Annotated in this window: 19 protein-coding genes and 1 riboswitch; of the genes, 6 read left to right on the top strand and 13 right to left on the bottom strand. The window is 39.5% G+C overall.

Annotation, left to right across the window (positions count from 1 at the left end; all coding sequences use genetic code 11):
• Positions 1 to 11 precede the first annotated feature (11 nt).
• From FMM05_RS06235 to FMM05_RS06210, 6 genes are all read right to left on the bottom strand, one after another.
• Entirely contained in the window at positions 12 to 1,271 is a 1,260-nt protein-coding gene (locus FMM05_RS06235) for a voltage-gated chloride channel family protein (RefSeq protein ID WP_185965520.1), read from the bottom strand.
• A gap of 39 nt (positions 1,272 to 1,310) precedes the next feature.
• Positions 1,311 to 1,375, bottom strand: a riboswitch (Fluoride riboswitch).
• A 23-nt stretch (positions 1,376 to 1,398) separates the two neighbouring features.
• Complete coding sequence (locus FMM05_RS06230; protein ID WP_143372481.1) at positions 1,399 to 1,758, bottom strand: heavy-metal-associated domain-containing protein; 360 nt, start codon at positions 1,756 to 1,758, stop codon at positions 1,399 to 1,401.
• 48 nt (positions 1,759 to 1,806) lie between these two features.
• Entirely contained in the window at positions 1,807 to 2,571 is a 765-nt protein-coding gene (locus tag FMM05_RS06225; RefSeq protein ID WP_143372480.1) for a TIGR02757 family protein, read from the bottom strand.
• A gap of 42 nt (positions 2,572 to 2,613) precedes the next feature.
• On the bottom strand, positions 2,614 to 4,314 hold the full coding sequence (locus FMM05_RS06220) for an LIC_10190 family membrane protein (RefSeq protein ID WP_143372479.1): 1,701 nt from the start codon (positions 4,312 to 4,314) through the stop codon (positions 2,614 to 2,616).
• Positions 4,315 to 4,318: 4 nt separating this feature from the next.
• On the bottom strand, positions 4,319 to 5,989 hold the full coding sequence (locus FMM05_RS06215) for an LIC_10190 family membrane protein (RefSeq protein ID WP_143372478.1): 1,671 nt from the start codon (positions 5,987 to 5,989) through the stop codon (positions 4,319 to 4,321).
• Complete coding sequence (locus tag FMM05_RS06210) at positions 5,986 to 6,651, bottom strand: ABC transporter ATP-binding protein (RefSeq protein WP_143372477.1); 666 nt, start codon at positions 6,649 to 6,651, stop codon at positions 5,986 to 5,988. The genes FMM05_RS06215 and FMM05_RS06210 overlap by 4 nt, the downstream gene beginning before the upstream one ends.
• 269 nt (positions 6,652 to 6,920) lie before the next feature.
• Between FMM05_RS06210 and msrA the strand changes: the two genes are divergently transcribed.
• Positions 6,921 to 7,472, top strand: coding sequence for a peptide-methionine (S)-S-oxide reductase MsrA (gene msrA / locus FMM05_RS06205; protein WP_143372660.1), 552 nt, complete (start codon positions 6,921 to 6,923; stop codon positions 7,470 to 7,472).
• 61 nt (positions 7,473 to 7,533) lie between these two features.
• Here msrA and FMM05_RS06200 read toward each other — a convergent pair whose 3' ends face one another.
• From FMM05_RS06200 to FMM05_RS06175, 7 genes are all read right to left on the bottom strand, one after another.
• Positions 7,534 to 7,860, bottom strand: a complete 327-nt coding sequence (locus tag FMM05_RS06200) for a DUF6787 family protein (protein ID WP_143372476.1) — start codon at positions 7,858 to 7,860, stop codon at positions 7,534 to 7,536.
• A gap of 93 nt (positions 7,861 to 7,953) precedes the next feature.
• Positions 7,954 to 8,412: a DUF6146 family protein gene (locus FMM05_RS06195; RefSeq protein WP_143372475.1), complete on the bottom strand. Its 459-nt coding sequence runs from the start codon at positions 8,410 to 8,412 to the stop codon at positions 7,954 to 7,956.
• Between the two features lie 102 nt (positions 8,413 to 8,514).
• A complete protein-coding gene (locus tag FMM05_RS06190) occupies positions 8,515 to 8,790 on the bottom strand; it encodes a hypothetical protein (RefSeq protein ID WP_143372474.1) in 276 nt (91 codons plus the stop codon).
• Positions 8,791 to 8,834: 44 nt separating this feature from the next.
• Complete coding sequence (locus FMM05_RS06185) at positions 8,835 to 9,059, bottom strand: hypothetical protein (RefSeq protein WP_143372473.1); 225 nt, start codon at positions 9,057 to 9,059, stop codon at positions 8,835 to 8,837.
• A 370-nt stretch (positions 9,060 to 9,429) separates the two neighbouring features.
• On the bottom strand, positions 9,430 to 9,570 hold the full coding sequence (locus FMM05_RS20940) for a hypothetical protein (RefSeq protein WP_185965518.1): 141 nt from the start codon (positions 9,568 to 9,570) through the stop codon (positions 9,430 to 9,432).
• 214 nt (positions 9,571 to 9,784) lie between these two features.
• On the bottom strand, positions 9,785 to 10,327 hold the full coding sequence (locus FMM05_RS06180) for a GNAT family N-acetyltransferase (RefSeq protein WP_185965517.1): 543 nt from the start codon (positions 10,325 to 10,327) through the stop codon (positions 9,785 to 9,787).
• 1 nt (position 10,328) lies between these two features.
• Positions 10,329 to 10,694, bottom strand: coding sequence for a VOC family protein (locus FMM05_RS06175; protein ID WP_143372471.1), 366 nt, complete (start codon positions 10,692 to 10,694; stop codon positions 10,329 to 10,331).
• Between the two features lie 131 nt (positions 10,695 to 10,825).
• Between FMM05_RS06175 and FMM05_RS06170 the strand changes: the two genes are divergently transcribed.
• From FMM05_RS06170 to FMM05_RS06150, 5 genes are read left to right on the top strand one after another with little or no spacing between them, the layout of a single operon-like run.
• Positions 10,826 to 11,533 (top strand): HAD family hydrolase, encoded by a 708-nt coding sequence (locus tag FMM05_RS06170; protein ID WP_143372470.1) that lies wholly within the window; start codon positions 10,826 to 10,828, stop codon positions 11,531 to 11,533.
• On the top strand, positions 11,508 to 12,377 hold the full coding sequence (locus tag FMM05_RS06165) for a phosphoribosyltransferase family protein (RefSeq protein WP_143372469.1): 870 nt from the start codon (positions 11,508 to 11,510) through the stop codon (positions 12,375 to 12,377). Before FMM05_RS06170 ends, FMM05_RS06165 begins: the two co-directional genes overlap by 26 nt.
• On the top strand, positions 12,337 to 12,891 hold the full coding sequence (locus tag FMM05_RS06160; protein ID WP_143372468.1) for a TerD family protein: 555 nt from the start codon (positions 12,337 to 12,339) through the stop codon (positions 12,889 to 12,891). Before FMM05_RS06165 ends, FMM05_RS06160 begins: the two co-directional genes overlap by 41 nt.
• Positions 12,892 to 12,895: 4 nt before the next feature.
• Positions 12,896 to 13,504: a TerD family protein gene (locus tag FMM05_RS06155; protein WP_143372467.1), complete on the top strand. Its 609-nt coding sequence runs from the start codon at positions 12,896 to 12,898 to the stop codon at positions 13,502 to 13,504.
• 10 nt (positions 13,505 to 13,514) lie between these two features.
• Positions 13,515 to 14,615 (top strand): toxic anion resistance protein, encoded by a 1,101-nt coding sequence (locus FMM05_RS06150; protein WP_143372466.1) that lies wholly within the window; start codon positions 13,515 to 13,517, stop codon positions 14,613 to 14,615.
• Positions 14,616 to 14,628 lie beyond the last annotated feature (13 nt).

Here is a 14,628-nt window from a genome sequence, read left to right as displayed (position 1 = left end):
TCAAATATAAATTATTTTTTGCTAAGCCAAGTGTAAAAGTAGTGCTTTGGCCCGCCAACAATTTGCGATGTGTAAATGCCTTTATTACCGGAAAATAAGTAGGCTATAAAACAGGCCAGGCCAATGTAGAGTCCGCATTCATAGCCAAAAAGTTCCATACCCATAACGGTACAGGCAATTGGGGTATTAGTAGCTCCGGAAAATACCGCTACAAAGCCCATTCCTGCCAGTAGTGCCATAGGTAGCGGAACGAACAAAAACAAAGCATTGCCCAGCGTTGCACCTATAAAGAACAGGGGTGTAACCTCGCCACCCTTAAAACCCGCACTCAATGTAAAAGCGGTAATGATTAGTTTTAGCAAAAACGCATATTCCGGTTGCTGTATGCTGAAAGCTTCTACAATAGTGGGTATGCCCAGCCCTATATATTTTGTTGTGCCCAGTGTCCAAACTGCCAAGGCTATGAACACGCCGCCAATTACAGGGCGTAGCGGCGGGTACTTTATATGTTTGAACAGGCCACTAAAAAAGTGCATGCTTTGCGAAAAAAGGAAGGCTGTGATGCCGAATAGTATACCGGTAAATACAATCCACAACAGGATTACAGGCTGCATGGCAGATATAAACGGAATTTGATACTGTGTATGAGTTATCTGCCAGGCAGTACAGGTGTAATCGGCGATATAAGCTACAATAAAACTTTGAGCAATGGCCTTGTAGCGCATGCGGCCCAGTACCATAACTTCGAGCGCGAAGATTGCACCTGCCAACGGTGTACCAAATACCGATGCAAACCCGGCGCTGATACCCATTATAAGGATTATCTTCCTATCAGTTTCGATTAGTTTAAAGATATGAGTGAATCTGTCTGCAATGGCACCACCCATTTGTACGGCAGTACCCTCGCGCCCAGCAGAACCACCTAATAAATGCGTAACCAGTGTGCCAATGATCACAAGAGGAGCCATTTTAAAGGGGATAATTTGTGTTGGGGTGTGCAGTTCTTCCAGCAGTAAATTGTTTCCCTTAACAACGCTGGTGCCGTAATAATGGTAGGTAAGGCCAATTATGAGTCCGCCCAGTGGGAGCAGTGCAATTATCCAGGTATTGCTTTCGCGGAAATTAGTTACCCAGTTGAGGCTTGTCAGGAAAAATGCCGAAGCAGAACCTACGCTAACGCCAATAACCAATGCGAGCAGCACCCATTTGAGCAGGTAGGACAGATGAGGGATTTGTTGTAGCTGTGCAATGATGCTTTTTAAATGTGTCATAATTTGCCCTGATTGTATACATGATTTTTGGCATAAGCCATTAAACCAGACGCCATCAGCTGCGCGGGCAGCGGTTCAGGGCAGACATCATTGCCATTATGCATCACAAAAATAGTGAATTTTTTAATTAGCTCTTTTTGCAGCAGTCGTCTAAACCTTCATAAGCAAGAGGTTCGGCCTTAACATCATCGGCATCATAGCCCAGTTTGCTAATGGCTGTTTTTATCTTTGCAAGATCGGTTTTCTTAGTATTATAGGTAACCTTAATGGTCATGGCTTTTTCATCAAGCACCACCATTTGTACACCCTTTTCCTTAATTAATGTCTGGTTAAATTTATCGCCACAGGTTTCGCAATGCTTGCAGTGGTCGCAATAAATAGCTGTTTTTATGGTAGCGGTCTGCACGGTTTTTTGCTCTTGAGCGCTAACAGTGGTGCTGAATAAAAACGTTGCAAAAACGGCAAGGATAAGTTTTAAGGCTTTCATAAGATTTAGGTTTGGAAATCCAAAAATAGTAAAAAAATGTTAGTGCGGTTAAAACCCTTCAAAAACTCCTAATCCAAACAGGGCGAAATCATACTTAACAGGGTCGGTTGCATCCATAAGGCGCAGTTGGGCATCAAGTTCGGCAAGGGCTTTTGCATCGTTTTGCTTGCGGGTAAGTATGCCGAGCTTTCGGGCTACATTACCGCTGTGTACATCAAGTGGGCAGGACAATGCCGCCGGAGAGATGGTCTTCCACAGGCCAAGGTCAACACCCGCATTGTCGTTACGAACCATCCAGCGCAGGTACATGTTGATACGCTTCGCCGCCGATCCTGCCAGTGGGTCACTTACATGTTTTTGCGTACGGTCTTGGTGCTCAATCTCAAAAAATACTTTCTTAAACTGGTTAATGGCCGGCTGAAGGCTGTCATTTTGCTTATGGGTTGCAAATACACCTTCCAGGCCGCCGTGATTGAGGTAAATGTGCTTTAGGGCTTTAATAAAAGTGGCAAAATCGCCACCGTTAAACGTGCGGTGCACAAAAGTTTCAAGCGTTTCTAAATGGTGCTCCCTATGGTTCATTACAAAATCATATGGACTGCTGCCCATAAGGGTAACCATTTTTTTAGCGTTGTTAATGATCATCTTACGGTTACCCCACGCAATAGTAGCGGCAAGGAAACCGGCAATTTCGGCATCTTCTTTCAAAGTGAACAGATGCGGAATCTGTACCGGATCACTTTCTATAAAATTGGGGTTGTTGTATTGTATAACCTTCTCGTCTAAAAACGATTTTAACTCTAAAATATCCATTGTAGCCTGCATGTTGCAAAGGTACAAAAACGAGTTGTTAAATTAATCGCGTGCAACGGGGGCAGGGTAAAAACCGTCACCCGGGTTATTACCTCGTAGTTGCGGAACGATGCCGTACTTCTTTTTTCCGGTTTCGATCAGTTTTTGGTTTATGCAGGGCAAGGGGCCATTTCCGGTAACGTAAAAATACTTATTTCCTATAGGAGAATAATAAAGCAGGTTTCCTTCGCGAATTTGTTCAAACTCGAAGTCGAATTGTGAAATATCATGCGGAAAAACGATGTTTTCTAACTTAAAATTGCTCCTTGCCAGCGTAAATTTTTTACCCGAAAATTGGTTAAGGTCTATTGGTACCAACACTGCAAAAGCTGTAATGAATATTGAAAAGTACAAGATGGTAATAATTACGTTCTTGTTGTTTTTGATGAGAATTGCCAAGGGTAAAATACTGAATAACAGAATAAAATTGACGAAAAACCGGTACTGTGGTGAAGTAAAGAATAGCACCACCAGTTGAAGGCACATTACAAAGTACAGCACCCACAGGGCTTTTTTGTTGTAGAATTTGCGTATAACTATCGGAGAGACAACGATTAACAGAACAGCGAGCTTGTTAAAGAGGCCATCTATCTTAGGTAGCATGAGCCACCTTAAAAATAGTTTGTATATTGGCATATTGCCGTATTCCAGAGGTGTTACAAAGAAACTATAGGTCTTGGTTTGCTCGTAATATACCTGCGAAAGTTGTATTGGGATGCTGTAGTCGGCGTGGTAAATACTATTAGAAATGACAGGGAACAGCGGGTGCCCACTTATAATAAAATTTTTAACTAAGAACAGCACTAATACAATAATACTTATGGCTGTAAGTCGCAGTAAACCAGTGAATAAAAGCCTGTGGTTTTTTAGTAATAGTAGTAACGGAATTGCTAAAAGCACTATGGATGTCAGCTTTATGTAAAGGCAAAAGATAACAAGTAGGGTTAGCAGTTTAAATGTCTCATTGTCAATTGTTTTGTAACGATCTAAAAAATAAAAAAAGATGATAAAAGAGATTACATAAACCGGGATATCCGATGATGGTGCACTGATAAACTGGAATAAAAACACGTTCGCTAATGATAACAGACCGATTATCAGGTAGTTTTGATTGTCGTTTTTGAAATATTCGTTCACTTTTAGTATGGCGAACAGGTTGCCAAGCAATAGGCAAAAACCACTCAGGTCATTAAAATTAGGATATAAAAATGAAAAGCTAAACGCGCTTTGAGCAATATGCCAACCGCTTGTTTGTGAGAAGTATGGGTGCAGGTTGCCCAGTCCCTTTACCAAACCATATTCGTTAAGCCATTTTATGGTTTGTATGTAATACGTCTCATTATCAATGCCGTATGGAATGGCCGAACACTGAGCTATAATCAAAACGGCTATAGCGGCTAATATTATTTTAAGGTTGGCGCTAAGTTGTTTGATATCATTAAAGAAGTTGTTATAAACTTCTGAGACTTCACTTTTAAACTTGATGATTATCAGTAAATTAAGAAGTAAAAGTGTAGTGTGGAATTCCCAGTTTATCCTGCCGAAAATTGCCCAGGTGCTTGCAGTAATTGTTACGAGAAATAAACCTAATATTGATAGTACGGCAAAATCATTTACCTTGGTTTTTAATGCCTTGTTAAGGATAAAGCCAAGGTTGGTGGTTGTAAACACAATGTAGATCCAGCTTAAGAGTATCAGTATCATAGGTTTACTTTTTAACTGATTTAAATCCGTCCTTAAGCTCTGTTGAGCGCAATTGTGGTATAATGCCTAACTCCCTGTACAAATACTCTATTTGCTCTGAATTTACGCAGGGAAGTGGCCCATTTGCTGTTCCATACCTAAAGAAATTGTACTTAGGCGAATAGTACTCTAAATTATCCATTTTTATTTGAATGAATTCCAGTTTCGGTAATTTTGTAACGCCTTCCGGCTTATAAAGTTGCTGCCACCGCACCACACTATTAGATTGGTGATGTTTGTTGGCGGTTAGGCCTGAAAATTTGAGATTGAAGAATGTAATGCTAATAAGCAGTATTGATAATGCTAACAAACCTTTGTATACTAATGCATTTGTCTTTAGTATGTTAAATAGCCATGCCACTACAAAAAGTCCGGCGCATATAGTTATGTATAAAAAATACCTGAACTGTGGTGAGGTAAACAACACTACTAAAAAGTTGATTAATAGTGCTATATAAATGAGCATATACTTTTTATTTTTTGCAATAGCAACCGGCATTAAGGCTAAAACCGCTATTGTCAACCGGTTTACAATGCGTGCTAAACCATTTTGTTGCAGCCACATAAGCAATTTGTCGGTCATTGATGTGTCTGGTGGTAGCAATGCATTACCAGTAGTTCGGTTGTAGCCGTAATCCGCCGTATTATCAATAATAAAATGGAATAAATTATCAGGCATTGCCCAATCGTAACCTGTTTTAAAATAAGCAATTGGATATAAAGGGTAACCATTTACGATGATATTTTTAGATATCCATAGAATAGCGATAGGTATTGCTGTAACCGTTATAAAAACAAGGTTTTGCCTTTTAAGTAAGCCGGGCAAAAATAAAATGCCAAGAGGTAGTACAGTCAGCTTTATAAACACGAGCAATATAAAAAATAGCAGCGCTATTTTGTAATTGTCTTCATTTTCAGAATGTTGTGCATACAGGTGCAGTATTATTGACGTGATTATAAGCAGTGGCAAATCGGGTGAGGGTACATCAAGAAACTGAAAAAAGAGTATTGCAGGCAACGGCATGAACATGAGCCAATGTAACCGTCGGTCGGTGCTAAGCCTTTGGCCTTCAATAATGCAGTAAAAGGTGCATATTAAAAATACAAAGCCATTAATGTCATTAATAATATAAGATACAAAACTAAAATTAAGCCCTGCCTGCAACACGTGCCACCCTGAGTTCTGGGCAAAAAACATATGCAGGTTACCCAGCCCTTTTACAAAGCCAAATTCATTTAACCATTTTATGGTTTGCACATAATAACTCTCATTATCAATTATAAAGGGGTATTGAGCGCTTTTTAGCAGTGCGGCAAAGGTTAATATTCCAATAACTATTTTAAGGTAGGAGGGTAGCTGTTTTAGGCTTTCACCGAAACTTTTGATGAGCCTAAATACCTCACTTTTAAAGTAAATTCCCGATGCAAGGCTAATGATACACCATATAGCGAGGCTGAAAGCCCCTAAAGGCATAAAAAAAGCCGTAAAGGTAAAACCACAGGTAAGCAATACAATTCCCGAAAGCAGGGTTAGTATTGGGCTGTTGGTTTTAAGTTTTAAGGCATGTTGGGTTAAAACGCCAAGAGGCAGCAGCAGTATAAACAAAAACAGCCAGTATACTGCTATAACTATCATTGCTGTACAATTTGGCCGTCGCTCATAACAAGCTTACGGTCGGCCATGTTAGCAAGCTCTTCGTTATGGGTAACAATAACAAAGGTTTGGCCCAGTTCGTCACGCAGCTTAAAGAACAATTTATGCAGGTTCTCAGCCGAATTAGTATCCAGGTTACCTGATGGCTCATCGGCAAAAATAACGGCGGGGTTATTAATAAGCGACCTTGCCACGGCCACACGTTGTTGCTCACCGCCGGAAAGCTCTCCCGGCTTGTGGTTTATCCTGTGCGAAAGGCCAAGGTATTCTAACAGTCTTTTGGCTTCTTTTTCGGTTTCTGCTTTTGGTTTATTAGCAATATAGGCAGGTATGCAAACATTTTCTAATGCTGTAAATTCGGGCAATAACTGGTGAAACTGGAAAATAAAACCCAGGGTTAGGTTCCTGAATTTAGAAAGCGCCTTATCATTCATTGCAAGTACGTTCTCGCCATTTATGGTAAGCGATGTACCAACTTGTTTGGCCGGATTATCCAGCGTGCCCAATATTTGCAGCATAGTAGTTTTACCGGCGCCTGAAGCGCCTACTATAGATACAATTTCTCCCTTTTTTATATGCAGGTCTACGCCTTTAAGTACATGTAAATCGTCGTAATATTTATGAATGTTTGCGGCCTGTATCATTAATTAGGTTTTAAGACAAAGAAACAAACATTTTAAAACATAATAAATCTTTTTTGGCACAATATTTCGTATATAGAATTGTAAAGTTTAGTTAACGGCCCGGGGAGGTGGCAAAACTATCAATTAAATTAGGGTATATATTTATGAAAAAAATTGCAGCAATAGTACTGGCGCTGGCATCAGTGTCATGCCAGTCTAAAGATAAACCATCTGCTACGGCAGATGGCGATACAAATACCAATGTTCAATTAACAGATAATAAACAACAAATGGATAACAACGCGACTGAAACTGCCATTTTTGCAGGAGGCTGCTTTTGGTGTACCGAAGCCTTTTTTACCGATCTTAAAGGGGTTGAAAAAGTAACATCGGGTTACATAGGCGGTAAGACCGAAAACCCTACTTACAAAGAAGTGTGCAGCGGCTATACCGGCCATGCCGAGGCCATACAAATTACATATGATCCTGAGCAGATAGCTTATGAAGACCTGCTTGAAATATTTTTTGCCACACACGACCCTACAACCCTAAACAGGCAGGGCGCCGATGTAGGCACACAATACCGAAGCGAAATATTTTATACTACTGAGGCCCAAAAAGCATCGGCAGAGAATTTTATTAAACTGCTTACCGACCAGAATATTTACCAAGGCAAAAAAGTGGTGACTAAAATATCTGCGGCCAGCAAATTTTATCCTGCCGAAGATTACCACCAGGATTATTATGCCCAAAACTCCAGCCAACCGTATTGCCAGATGGTAATTACCCCTAAGCTGGATAAGCTTAAAAAGAATTACAAGAACAAGCTTAAAGCTGAATAATTATAAAATTTTGAAGATGTAAGGCCTCGCATTTGCGGGGCTTTTCTTTTTTAAGTAATGGTTATTTGTCTCCCTGAGAAGGTTCGTCTCTTAATAAAAAACCAAGCCCAAGTGTCCTGAGCATGCGTTTTTCAAAAGCCCAGAAAAATTTAAACTGACCCGATATAAACCCGAAAAATACAAGCAGCACTTGGTAAAAAGGAAAAATAAGGATAATGTAAAGAGGGTAATACAGCCAAAGCGAAATATCGTTTTTGCTAAGGCCCATATACGCTAAGACTGGTTTAGATATATACGCAGAGGTAGACCCCGTAACGGCAAAAACTATAAAGATAACCACCAGTTGGTAGTTATGTGTTATTCCCCAGCGTTGCTTTAATTTTTCCATTTACGAGCCAAAGCCACAAATATAGCTGTTTTGGTATTGTGGTACAATACTTTTGCTACTTTAAGATTGGCTCAAATAAAAAAATAACGAATGCTAATTTTGGGGTACAATACCACCCAGCCTTTGGTTATTGGTCTGCTGAAAATATACAAGATAGTTGTAAATAAGGTAGTTTACTTCATACCCGTATTCAATTTTTGGGTCGTAGTCTATACGCATTTGGTAAAGATCGCCATAGCGTTGCGAATTAAGTACACGTGCATTCCATTCAGTTGTCCATATGGTGTTTTTTGTACGAAGGTAAGGCTCACCATAATACCCCCTTGCCTGGGCGCGCGATGCCAACCATGATGTAAATCCGCCATCTATTATAATAACCTCATATTCTAACGAGTCGTTGGCTATACGCACCGTATCGCTGGCGGTTGGCACAGTAGTAACTTCATTTTGCGGAATAGCGGTAATAGTAGTATTGGCATTTTCATTGGTTTTACAGCCCACAACGCTTGCAAGCCCTATTATTGCGGCAATGGTTAGCATATACGATTTCATAATAGTAAAGTTTGGTTTATAAAGATAAAATAAAAGGCACCTATAATTAAACAGGTACCTTTTAAAAAAATTGCATTTTTGTTTTTGGGGAAAACGTCTTTATTATACTGTAGGGGTGCTTGTAGCAGCATCTTTAGCCGCTGTAGCGCCTTCAGTTTTATATTTATCGGCAATTTCACTACCTTTTTGTACTACCTCGTCAAATTTTTTGCGGGCGCTATCTTTAATGTTGCTGTATTTGTCGGCAATTTCGCCACCAAACTCTTCAGCTTTTTCAATTACTCCGTCAAGGTAACCTTTTCTTTTAAGAACAATTCCTACAACTGCAAGGGCTGCAACTCCGGCTGCAATCCCTAAGATCAACTTTTTGTTACTCATAATGTTTAATTTTAATGGATTTTATCAATTTAGTTTATTAAAGCTTATTTGTCCCTGTTCCTCTCAGGATTCCTGCTATCAGGCCTTTGTTCCTGGTTAGCATTAAGCTGAGACCTTTCGTGGGCAATGGTATTTTTTTGAATGTTGCCGCTCATGTGAGCTTTTTCATTATAGTTAATACCGGTATGGTCTTGAGGTATAGGGCTTTTTTTCTCGTTCGATCCATGCTCTTCAGACGTGTGATCGAATTTGTTATCAGACTCTCTCATAATAATTGTTTTTAGGTTTATAACCGGCTCATTAAAGAGTTTATTATATAAGAATAAAACATATGTTTTTAATTCTCATACTAAATTAGCCATTGTTAATAAGGGTAACTATTAACGATGTCTTAAAATTTAAACCGTTGTGAGGGTTTTAACTTTTTTTGATTAAAACGTTAATTTACAGGGTATTTATTTAAGAGAATAAGCAGTTGACAACAAGCAATAAACAATTTGTCATAGATAATTATAGAGAAATAATTACTTATAAAAAAGAAGTAGGAAGAGGATGAAAAACAGAAAGATCGCAACAGGTGTAAACGCGCTTAGCACCCTGTTGCAGGTGCTAAACTTATGTGTGTGCTATGTAAGCAAGTTATACAAATAAAGGATATTCTTCCTCGTCGTACAAATCATGTTCCTTCTCATCATTAAGCTCATCTTCGTTAAAATAGCCAAAGAATTTAATAAGCCCAAATCCGGCAATTGCTGCAAGGAAAAATTTAAGCAGTTTCATATCGTGAATGTTTTCTGGTTTAAATACTGTTTTTATGCTTCAAAATTGTAATTTTCTTAGTATTACGGTTTGAAATTACCAATAATAAGCTTACCAGTTCTTTTTTTTAATAAAATTTTAATATTTAAAACTGAGATTTGCAACAAGAGAGAAGTTTCGTGTAACGAAAATTTTAAAGCTGTAATAAAATTGAAGAATAAGGTTTATGTAAGTACTATTCTAGGTACTTAACCATCGTGATTTTATCGGCAGGAATATCTTCATTAAAAAAGTCTTTAATAAAGCCGCAGGTTTCAAAACCACATTTTTCGTACAGGCGAATGCCGGCCGCATTGGTACTGTATACTTCCAGCCAAATGATGCGCAGCAAACTTTTAGTAACCGCCCATTGCAGGGCACTTTTAATGAGGAAACCACCCACTTTACGGTTTTGCCAATTATAGGCTACGCCCATACCAAGCATAGCGGTGTGGTGCATTTTTTTGCGCAGGCTGCCTGTCAAATCCAGGTTGCCAATAAGGTTGTTGCCATGTTCTGCAACTAAGAGCAGGCTATTACTTTCGGCAATGTATTTTTCTATAAGCTCCTTTTCCTGCTGTATGGTGTTTTTGTATTCATACTCATATAGCGGAATAGTGCGGGTATTTTTAATATAGCTCTTTTTAAGTTCTAAAAGTTTAAGCGCATCATGGGGCACGGCAGGGCGGATAATAACTTCCTTGCCATCTTTAGTAAAATATAGCGCCGGGCTTAGCATTTTAAGGTAGTTTAAATTGAGGATTGTATATAAGGCCAATAACGTTACCCCATTCATCTTTTACCGATGCCACTATAATTTCGCCGCCCACGTTTTGAGGTGCTTCATGTTCTGTAGCGCCCAAGCTTAAAAAATGATCGTATTCTGCCTGAATGTCTTCAACACCCCAATAGGTAACCACATTGTCTCCGGTAACGGCCTCATCGGGCTGCAGCCCCAGTTCGTATCCCGCAATATTAAAGCCTACATAAAAAGGCTCATCAAAATAAGGTTGTGTCTTAAAGGCAGCGGTGTACCATGCTTTTGCTTTATCGATATCGCTAACTTTATAACCTACAGTTCTTAGTCCCAGTATTGTTGTGCTCATAGTGTTTAAATTTAAAGGTTCTGTAAAGTTAAATTAATAATTTTGATAATGGATAATGGTGATTTGTATTGCATTAAAAAAGATAAAATTTTATATTTACCCTCATTTATATATTCAAATGATATAAGAGCATGATGCAATGGATACCGAAATTATATAAATACAAGCATATTTCATTCGATTTATGGCTAACCCTCATTAAATCGCACCCGGAATTTAAAACCCACAGAAACCTTTTATTCAAAAACTACTTTGCTATAAATAAACCTATTGAAGAGGTTGCTGCGATTATCAGGAAATTTGACATTCTTACCAACAGCATTAACGAAAAGGTAGGCCGCAATTTTGATACCTTCGAAATTTACTACCTTATATTAGATGCCCTTGCCGTAGATATAGAAACCATAGACAGGCCAAAGCTGGAAGATTTTTACGCCCAGACACACAACCTGCTATTGCAGTACAAGCCGGTTTTGCTGGATAATGATATTCCGCAGGCCTTACAGCAGCTAAAAGCAGAAGGCAAAACCATGAACATACTTAGCAACACCGCTTTTATAAAAGGCAGCTCTTTGCGCAAGGTGCTTGCACATTACGGCCTGGATGATGTTTTTAACTTTCAGATATATTCAGATGAGGCAGGGTTTTCTAAGCCTTCTGCAGGTATTTACCAACACACTTACAACAACATAGCCGCCATTGGCACCATTGCAAAAAACGAGGTATTGCATGTTGGCGATAACCGCATAAGCGATTATGACGGCGCCCTCGCTTTTGGTTTTGATGCCCACTTAATTATTAACGCTCCCGTAAATGAACCTAACTTACAGCCTGCATAAAATTACCGATAAAAATAATTGCCCGTTTAGTGAGGCAGAATATAGCAAGTTTAAATTTGGCGATGATGCCCTTGCTGAAAAATTTGCCGATGAGCTTTTTGAAGGATTTATACAAAAACATGCCGACCTGATTTTGGCTCACGATGAGATCGTGATACTGCCAAGCCCGTACCTTGCAATACCTACGGCATCCAACTACCTAAGCTTTCATTTTAAGGCCAGGATGAACGAGTTTTTATACACCCACAACAAAAAAGCACTGGCCGAAAGCAAAATATACCGTAACCAAACCTATACTACGGATTATGGCAACCTTGATTTTACCGATAGGGTAAAGCTTATAGCTAACGATACCTATTATATAGACAGTAATTACATTAGCAACAAGCTGTGCCTGTTTATGGATGATATTAAAATAACCGGCAGCCACGAGCATATAGTAAAAAAAATACTGGATCAGCATGGGGTGCAGGGCGAATTTGTATTTGTTTACTTTGCCGAGCTTGTTAATAAAGACATTCACCCTAATATAGAAAATTATTATAACTACTTTTATGTTAAGGATGTAGAGAGCCTTAGCCACATAATTAACGGGGCTTCTTTTGTGTTTAATACCCGCACGGTAAAATATATTTTAAAATTAGACAGGGAAGACATTGTAACACTTTTGGCACAAGTAACGACTAATAGGCAACAGGAGCTTTTTAGGCTGGCTGTGAGCAACAATTATCATACAATAAACGACTACAGAGATAACCTGGAGTTTATAAATAAAAGTTTAACCAACAAAAAAACAAATAATTATGGCTATCAATTTACAGAAGGGTCAGCGCGAAACGCTTAATGCGCCAAAATTTACCATTGGCCTTGGTTGGGATGTAAATGCATCTTCAACAGGAACTGCGTTCGACCTTGATGCATCGGTATTTATTATGGGAGAGAACAAAAAGCTCCTTGCCGATGAATTTTTTGTATTCTATAATAACACAAAATCGCCCGATGAAGCTGTAGAGCACACCGGCGATAACCTTACCGGCGATGGCGATGGCGATGATGAGCAAATACACGTAGACCTTAGCAAAATAGACCCAAGGGTTACAGAGCTTTGTATTGTGGTAACCATACACGATGCCGATGCCCGCAAACAAAACTTTGGCCAGGTGCGCAACTCTTTTGTGCGCATTATAGATGCCGCAAACAATACCGAACTTGTAAAGTACGAGCTTGAAGAGGACTTTAGCATAGAAACCGCTGTAGAGTTTGGCAGGATATACAAAAGAAACAACGAGTGGAAATTTGAAGCCGTTGGCGCAGGCCAGCGCGGTGGTTTACAGGAATACTTAAACAAATACAACTAACATTATGGCAATTAATTTACAAAAAGGGCAACGCATAAGCCTGGAAAAAAGCAGCGGAGCTAAATTATTAAATATTTGCGTAGGTGTTAACTGGGGCGCAATAGAGAAAAAAGGATTTTTTGGCACTAAAAAAGAGCCGGTAGACCTTGATGCCAGCTGCGCTATTTATGATGAAGATAAAGTTAATATAGATACAGTAAGCTTTCGCCAGTTAAAAAGTAACGACCAGGCTATCCGCCACAGCGGAGACGACCTTACGGGCGACTTAAACGGTGATGACGGACTGGATAACGAGGTTATAACGGTAGATTTTTCTAAGCTTAACCCTAAAACCAATTACGTGGCGTTTTTTATAAACAGCTTCCGCGGGCAGGATTTTAAAGATATTCCGTTTGCTTCCATCAGGATTTACGAAGGTACACCAACCCGCGTGAGCGAGGTATTTGCAAAATACGATATTGCCAACGAAAAAGCTTTTGAAGGCGCAGTATCTATGGTGCTTGGCGTATTTTACAAAAAGAACGGCGAATGGAAATTTAACGCCATCGGTAACCCAACATCTGACAGGAAACTGGAGGAGACCATCAAAACAATTCAGCAAAACTTCCTATAAATAATACATTATGGAAAACAATATTAATCCTGTTCCTGCTCCGGCTAACATTACAACTGCCCCAATAGATAAAGAGGGCAATGTAAACCTGGCCAATATATCGGATGCCGATGCGGTACAGTACCAGTCGCTTTCTAACCAGCTGACTGAAACGGATGTAAACTCTATATTAAACTACGGTGCCGAGATACAAAACAACATTGCCAAGCAAAGTGATACGTTTCTTAGTAATGTAAGAACACAGCAGGGCGGCGATGTGGGTAACCTTATCAACGAGCTTTTGGGCGAGCTTAACTACATAGATGTAGATGAGCTTAATAAAAACGCTTTTCAAAGGTTCCTGTCGGGTATACCGTTACTAAATAAATTGGTTATTGATGTTAAACAACTTTTCCAAAAGTATGATAAGATCACTGCCAATGTAGACAGGATAAGCAATAAGGTAAAGGCAGGTATGATCAACTCGGTTAAAGATAACACGGCGCTACAAACAATGTTTGATAGCAATGTGGGCCTTATTAAAGACCTGGAGCGTTACATTATAGCAGGGCAGCTTAAGTTTAAAGAACTTAGCGAAGAACTTGCTGTTATGGAGGGTAACCCCGCTAACTACCAGGATTACCAAATATCAGATAAGCGTAACTTTGTTACACGCCTTGATAAAAGGCTGGCTGATATGAAGGTGGTTCGCTTTATATTGCTGCAATCTTTAGCGCAAATAAGGGTAGTGCAAAACAACAACACTTCTATTGCAGAGAAAGCACAAACCATATTGACTACAACAATGCCAGTTTGGAAAAACCAGCTAACCCTTGCAGTAGCCCTGCAAAGGCAAAAACAGCACATTGAAGTTCAGAAAAAAGTAAGCGAAACCACCAATACCATCCTGTTGAAAAATGCTGAAATGCTGAAAACAAACAGTATAGAGGTAGCAAAGGAGAACGAGAAAACTGTGGTATCTTTAGATACGCTAAAAACCACTACGAGGTCGCTTATTGATACGCTTACCGAGGTTAAACAAATACATGAGCAGGGTGCTCAGAGCAGGCGCGAGCTTGATGCCGGCTTACAAAACCTTGAAGCCGAACTTAAAAAAGGCGTAATTAGTTAGGGAAGGGAGTTAC

The organism is Flavobacterium zepuense (assembly GCF_007097145.1).
GTDB classification, from domain to species: Bacteria; Bacteroidota; Bacteroidia; order Flavobacteriales; family Flavobacteriaceae; genus Flavobacterium; species Flavobacterium zepuense.
Note: the sequence above shows the minus strand (reverse complement) of the source record. Positions and strands in the feature narration are given on the sequence as shown.

Bases quoted from the DNA above. Each gene is read 5' to 3' on its own strand.
- FMM05_RS06150 (WP_143372466.1), top strand. From the start codon at position 13,515: ATGGAAAACAATATTAATCCTGTTCCTGCTCCGGCTAACATTACAACT.
- FMM05_RS06165 (WP_143372469.1), top strand. From the start codon at position 11,508: ATGAACCTAACTTACAGCCTGCATAAAATTACCGATAAAAATAATTGC.
- FMM05_RS06190 (WP_143372474.1), bottom strand. From the start codon at position 8,790: ATGAGTAACAAAAAGTTGATCTTAGGGATTGCAGCCGGAGTTGCAGCC.
- FMM05_RS06210 (WP_143372477.1), bottom strand. From the start codon at position 6,651: ATGATACAGGCCGCAAACATTCATAAATATTACGACGATTTACATGTA.
- FMM05_RS06215 (WP_143372478.1), bottom strand. From the start codon at position 5,989: ATGATAGTTATAGCAGTATACTGGCTGTTTTTGTTTATACTGCTGCTG.
- FMM05_RS06230 (WP_143372481.1), bottom strand. From the start codon at position 1,758: ATGAAAGCCTTAAAACTTATCCTTGCCGTTTTTGCAACGTTTTTATTC.
- FMM05_RS06180 (WP_185965517.1), bottom strand. From the start codon at position 10,327: ATGCTAAGCCCGGCGCTATATTTTACTAAAGATGGCAAGGAAGTTATT.
- FMM05_RS06220 (WP_143372479.1), bottom strand. From the start codon at position 4,314: ATGATACTGATACTCTTAAGCTGGATCTACATTGTGTTTACAACCACC.
- msrA (WP_143372660.1), top strand. From the start codon at position 6,921: ATGGATAACAACGCGACTGAAACTGCCATTTTTGCAGGAGGCTGCTTT.
- FMM05_RS06195 (WP_143372475.1), bottom strand. From the start codon at position 8,412: ATGAAATCGTATATGCTAACCATTGCCGCAATAATAGGGCTTGCAAGC.
- FMM05_RS06235 (WP_185965520.1), bottom strand. From the start codon at position 1,271: ATGACACATTTAAAAAGCATCATTGCACAGCTACAACAAATCCCTCAT.
- FMM05_RS06225 (WP_143372480.1), bottom strand. From the start codon at position 2,571: ATGGATATTTTAGAGTTAAAATCGTTTTTAGACGAGAAGGTTATACAA.
- FMM05_RS06155 (WP_143372467.1), top strand. From the start codon at position 12,896: ATGGCAATTAATTTACAAAAAGGGCAACGCATAAGCCTGGAAAAAAGC.
- FMM05_RS06200 (WP_143372476.1), bottom strand. From the start codon at position 7,860: ATGGAAAAATTAAAGCAACGCTGGGGAATAACACATAACTACCAACTG.
- FMM05_RS20940 (WP_185965518.1), bottom strand. From the start codon at position 9,570: ATGAAACTGCTTAAATTTTTCCTTGCAGCAATTGCCGGATTTGGGCTT.
- FMM05_RS06175 (WP_143372471.1), bottom strand. From the start codon at position 10,694: ATGAGCACAACAATACTGGGACTAAGAACTGTAGGTTATAAAGTTAGC.
- FMM05_RS06185 (WP_143372473.1), bottom strand. From the start codon at position 9,059: ATGAGAGAGTCTGATAACAAATTCGATCACACGTCTGAAGAGCATGGA.
- FMM05_RS06170 (WP_143372470.1), top strand. From the start codon at position 10,826: ATGATGCAATGGATACCGAAATTATATAAATACAAGCATATTTCATTC.
- FMM05_RS06160 (WP_143372468.1), top strand. From the start codon at position 12,337: ATGGCTATCAATTTACAGAAGGGTCAGCGCGAAACGCTTAATGCGCCA.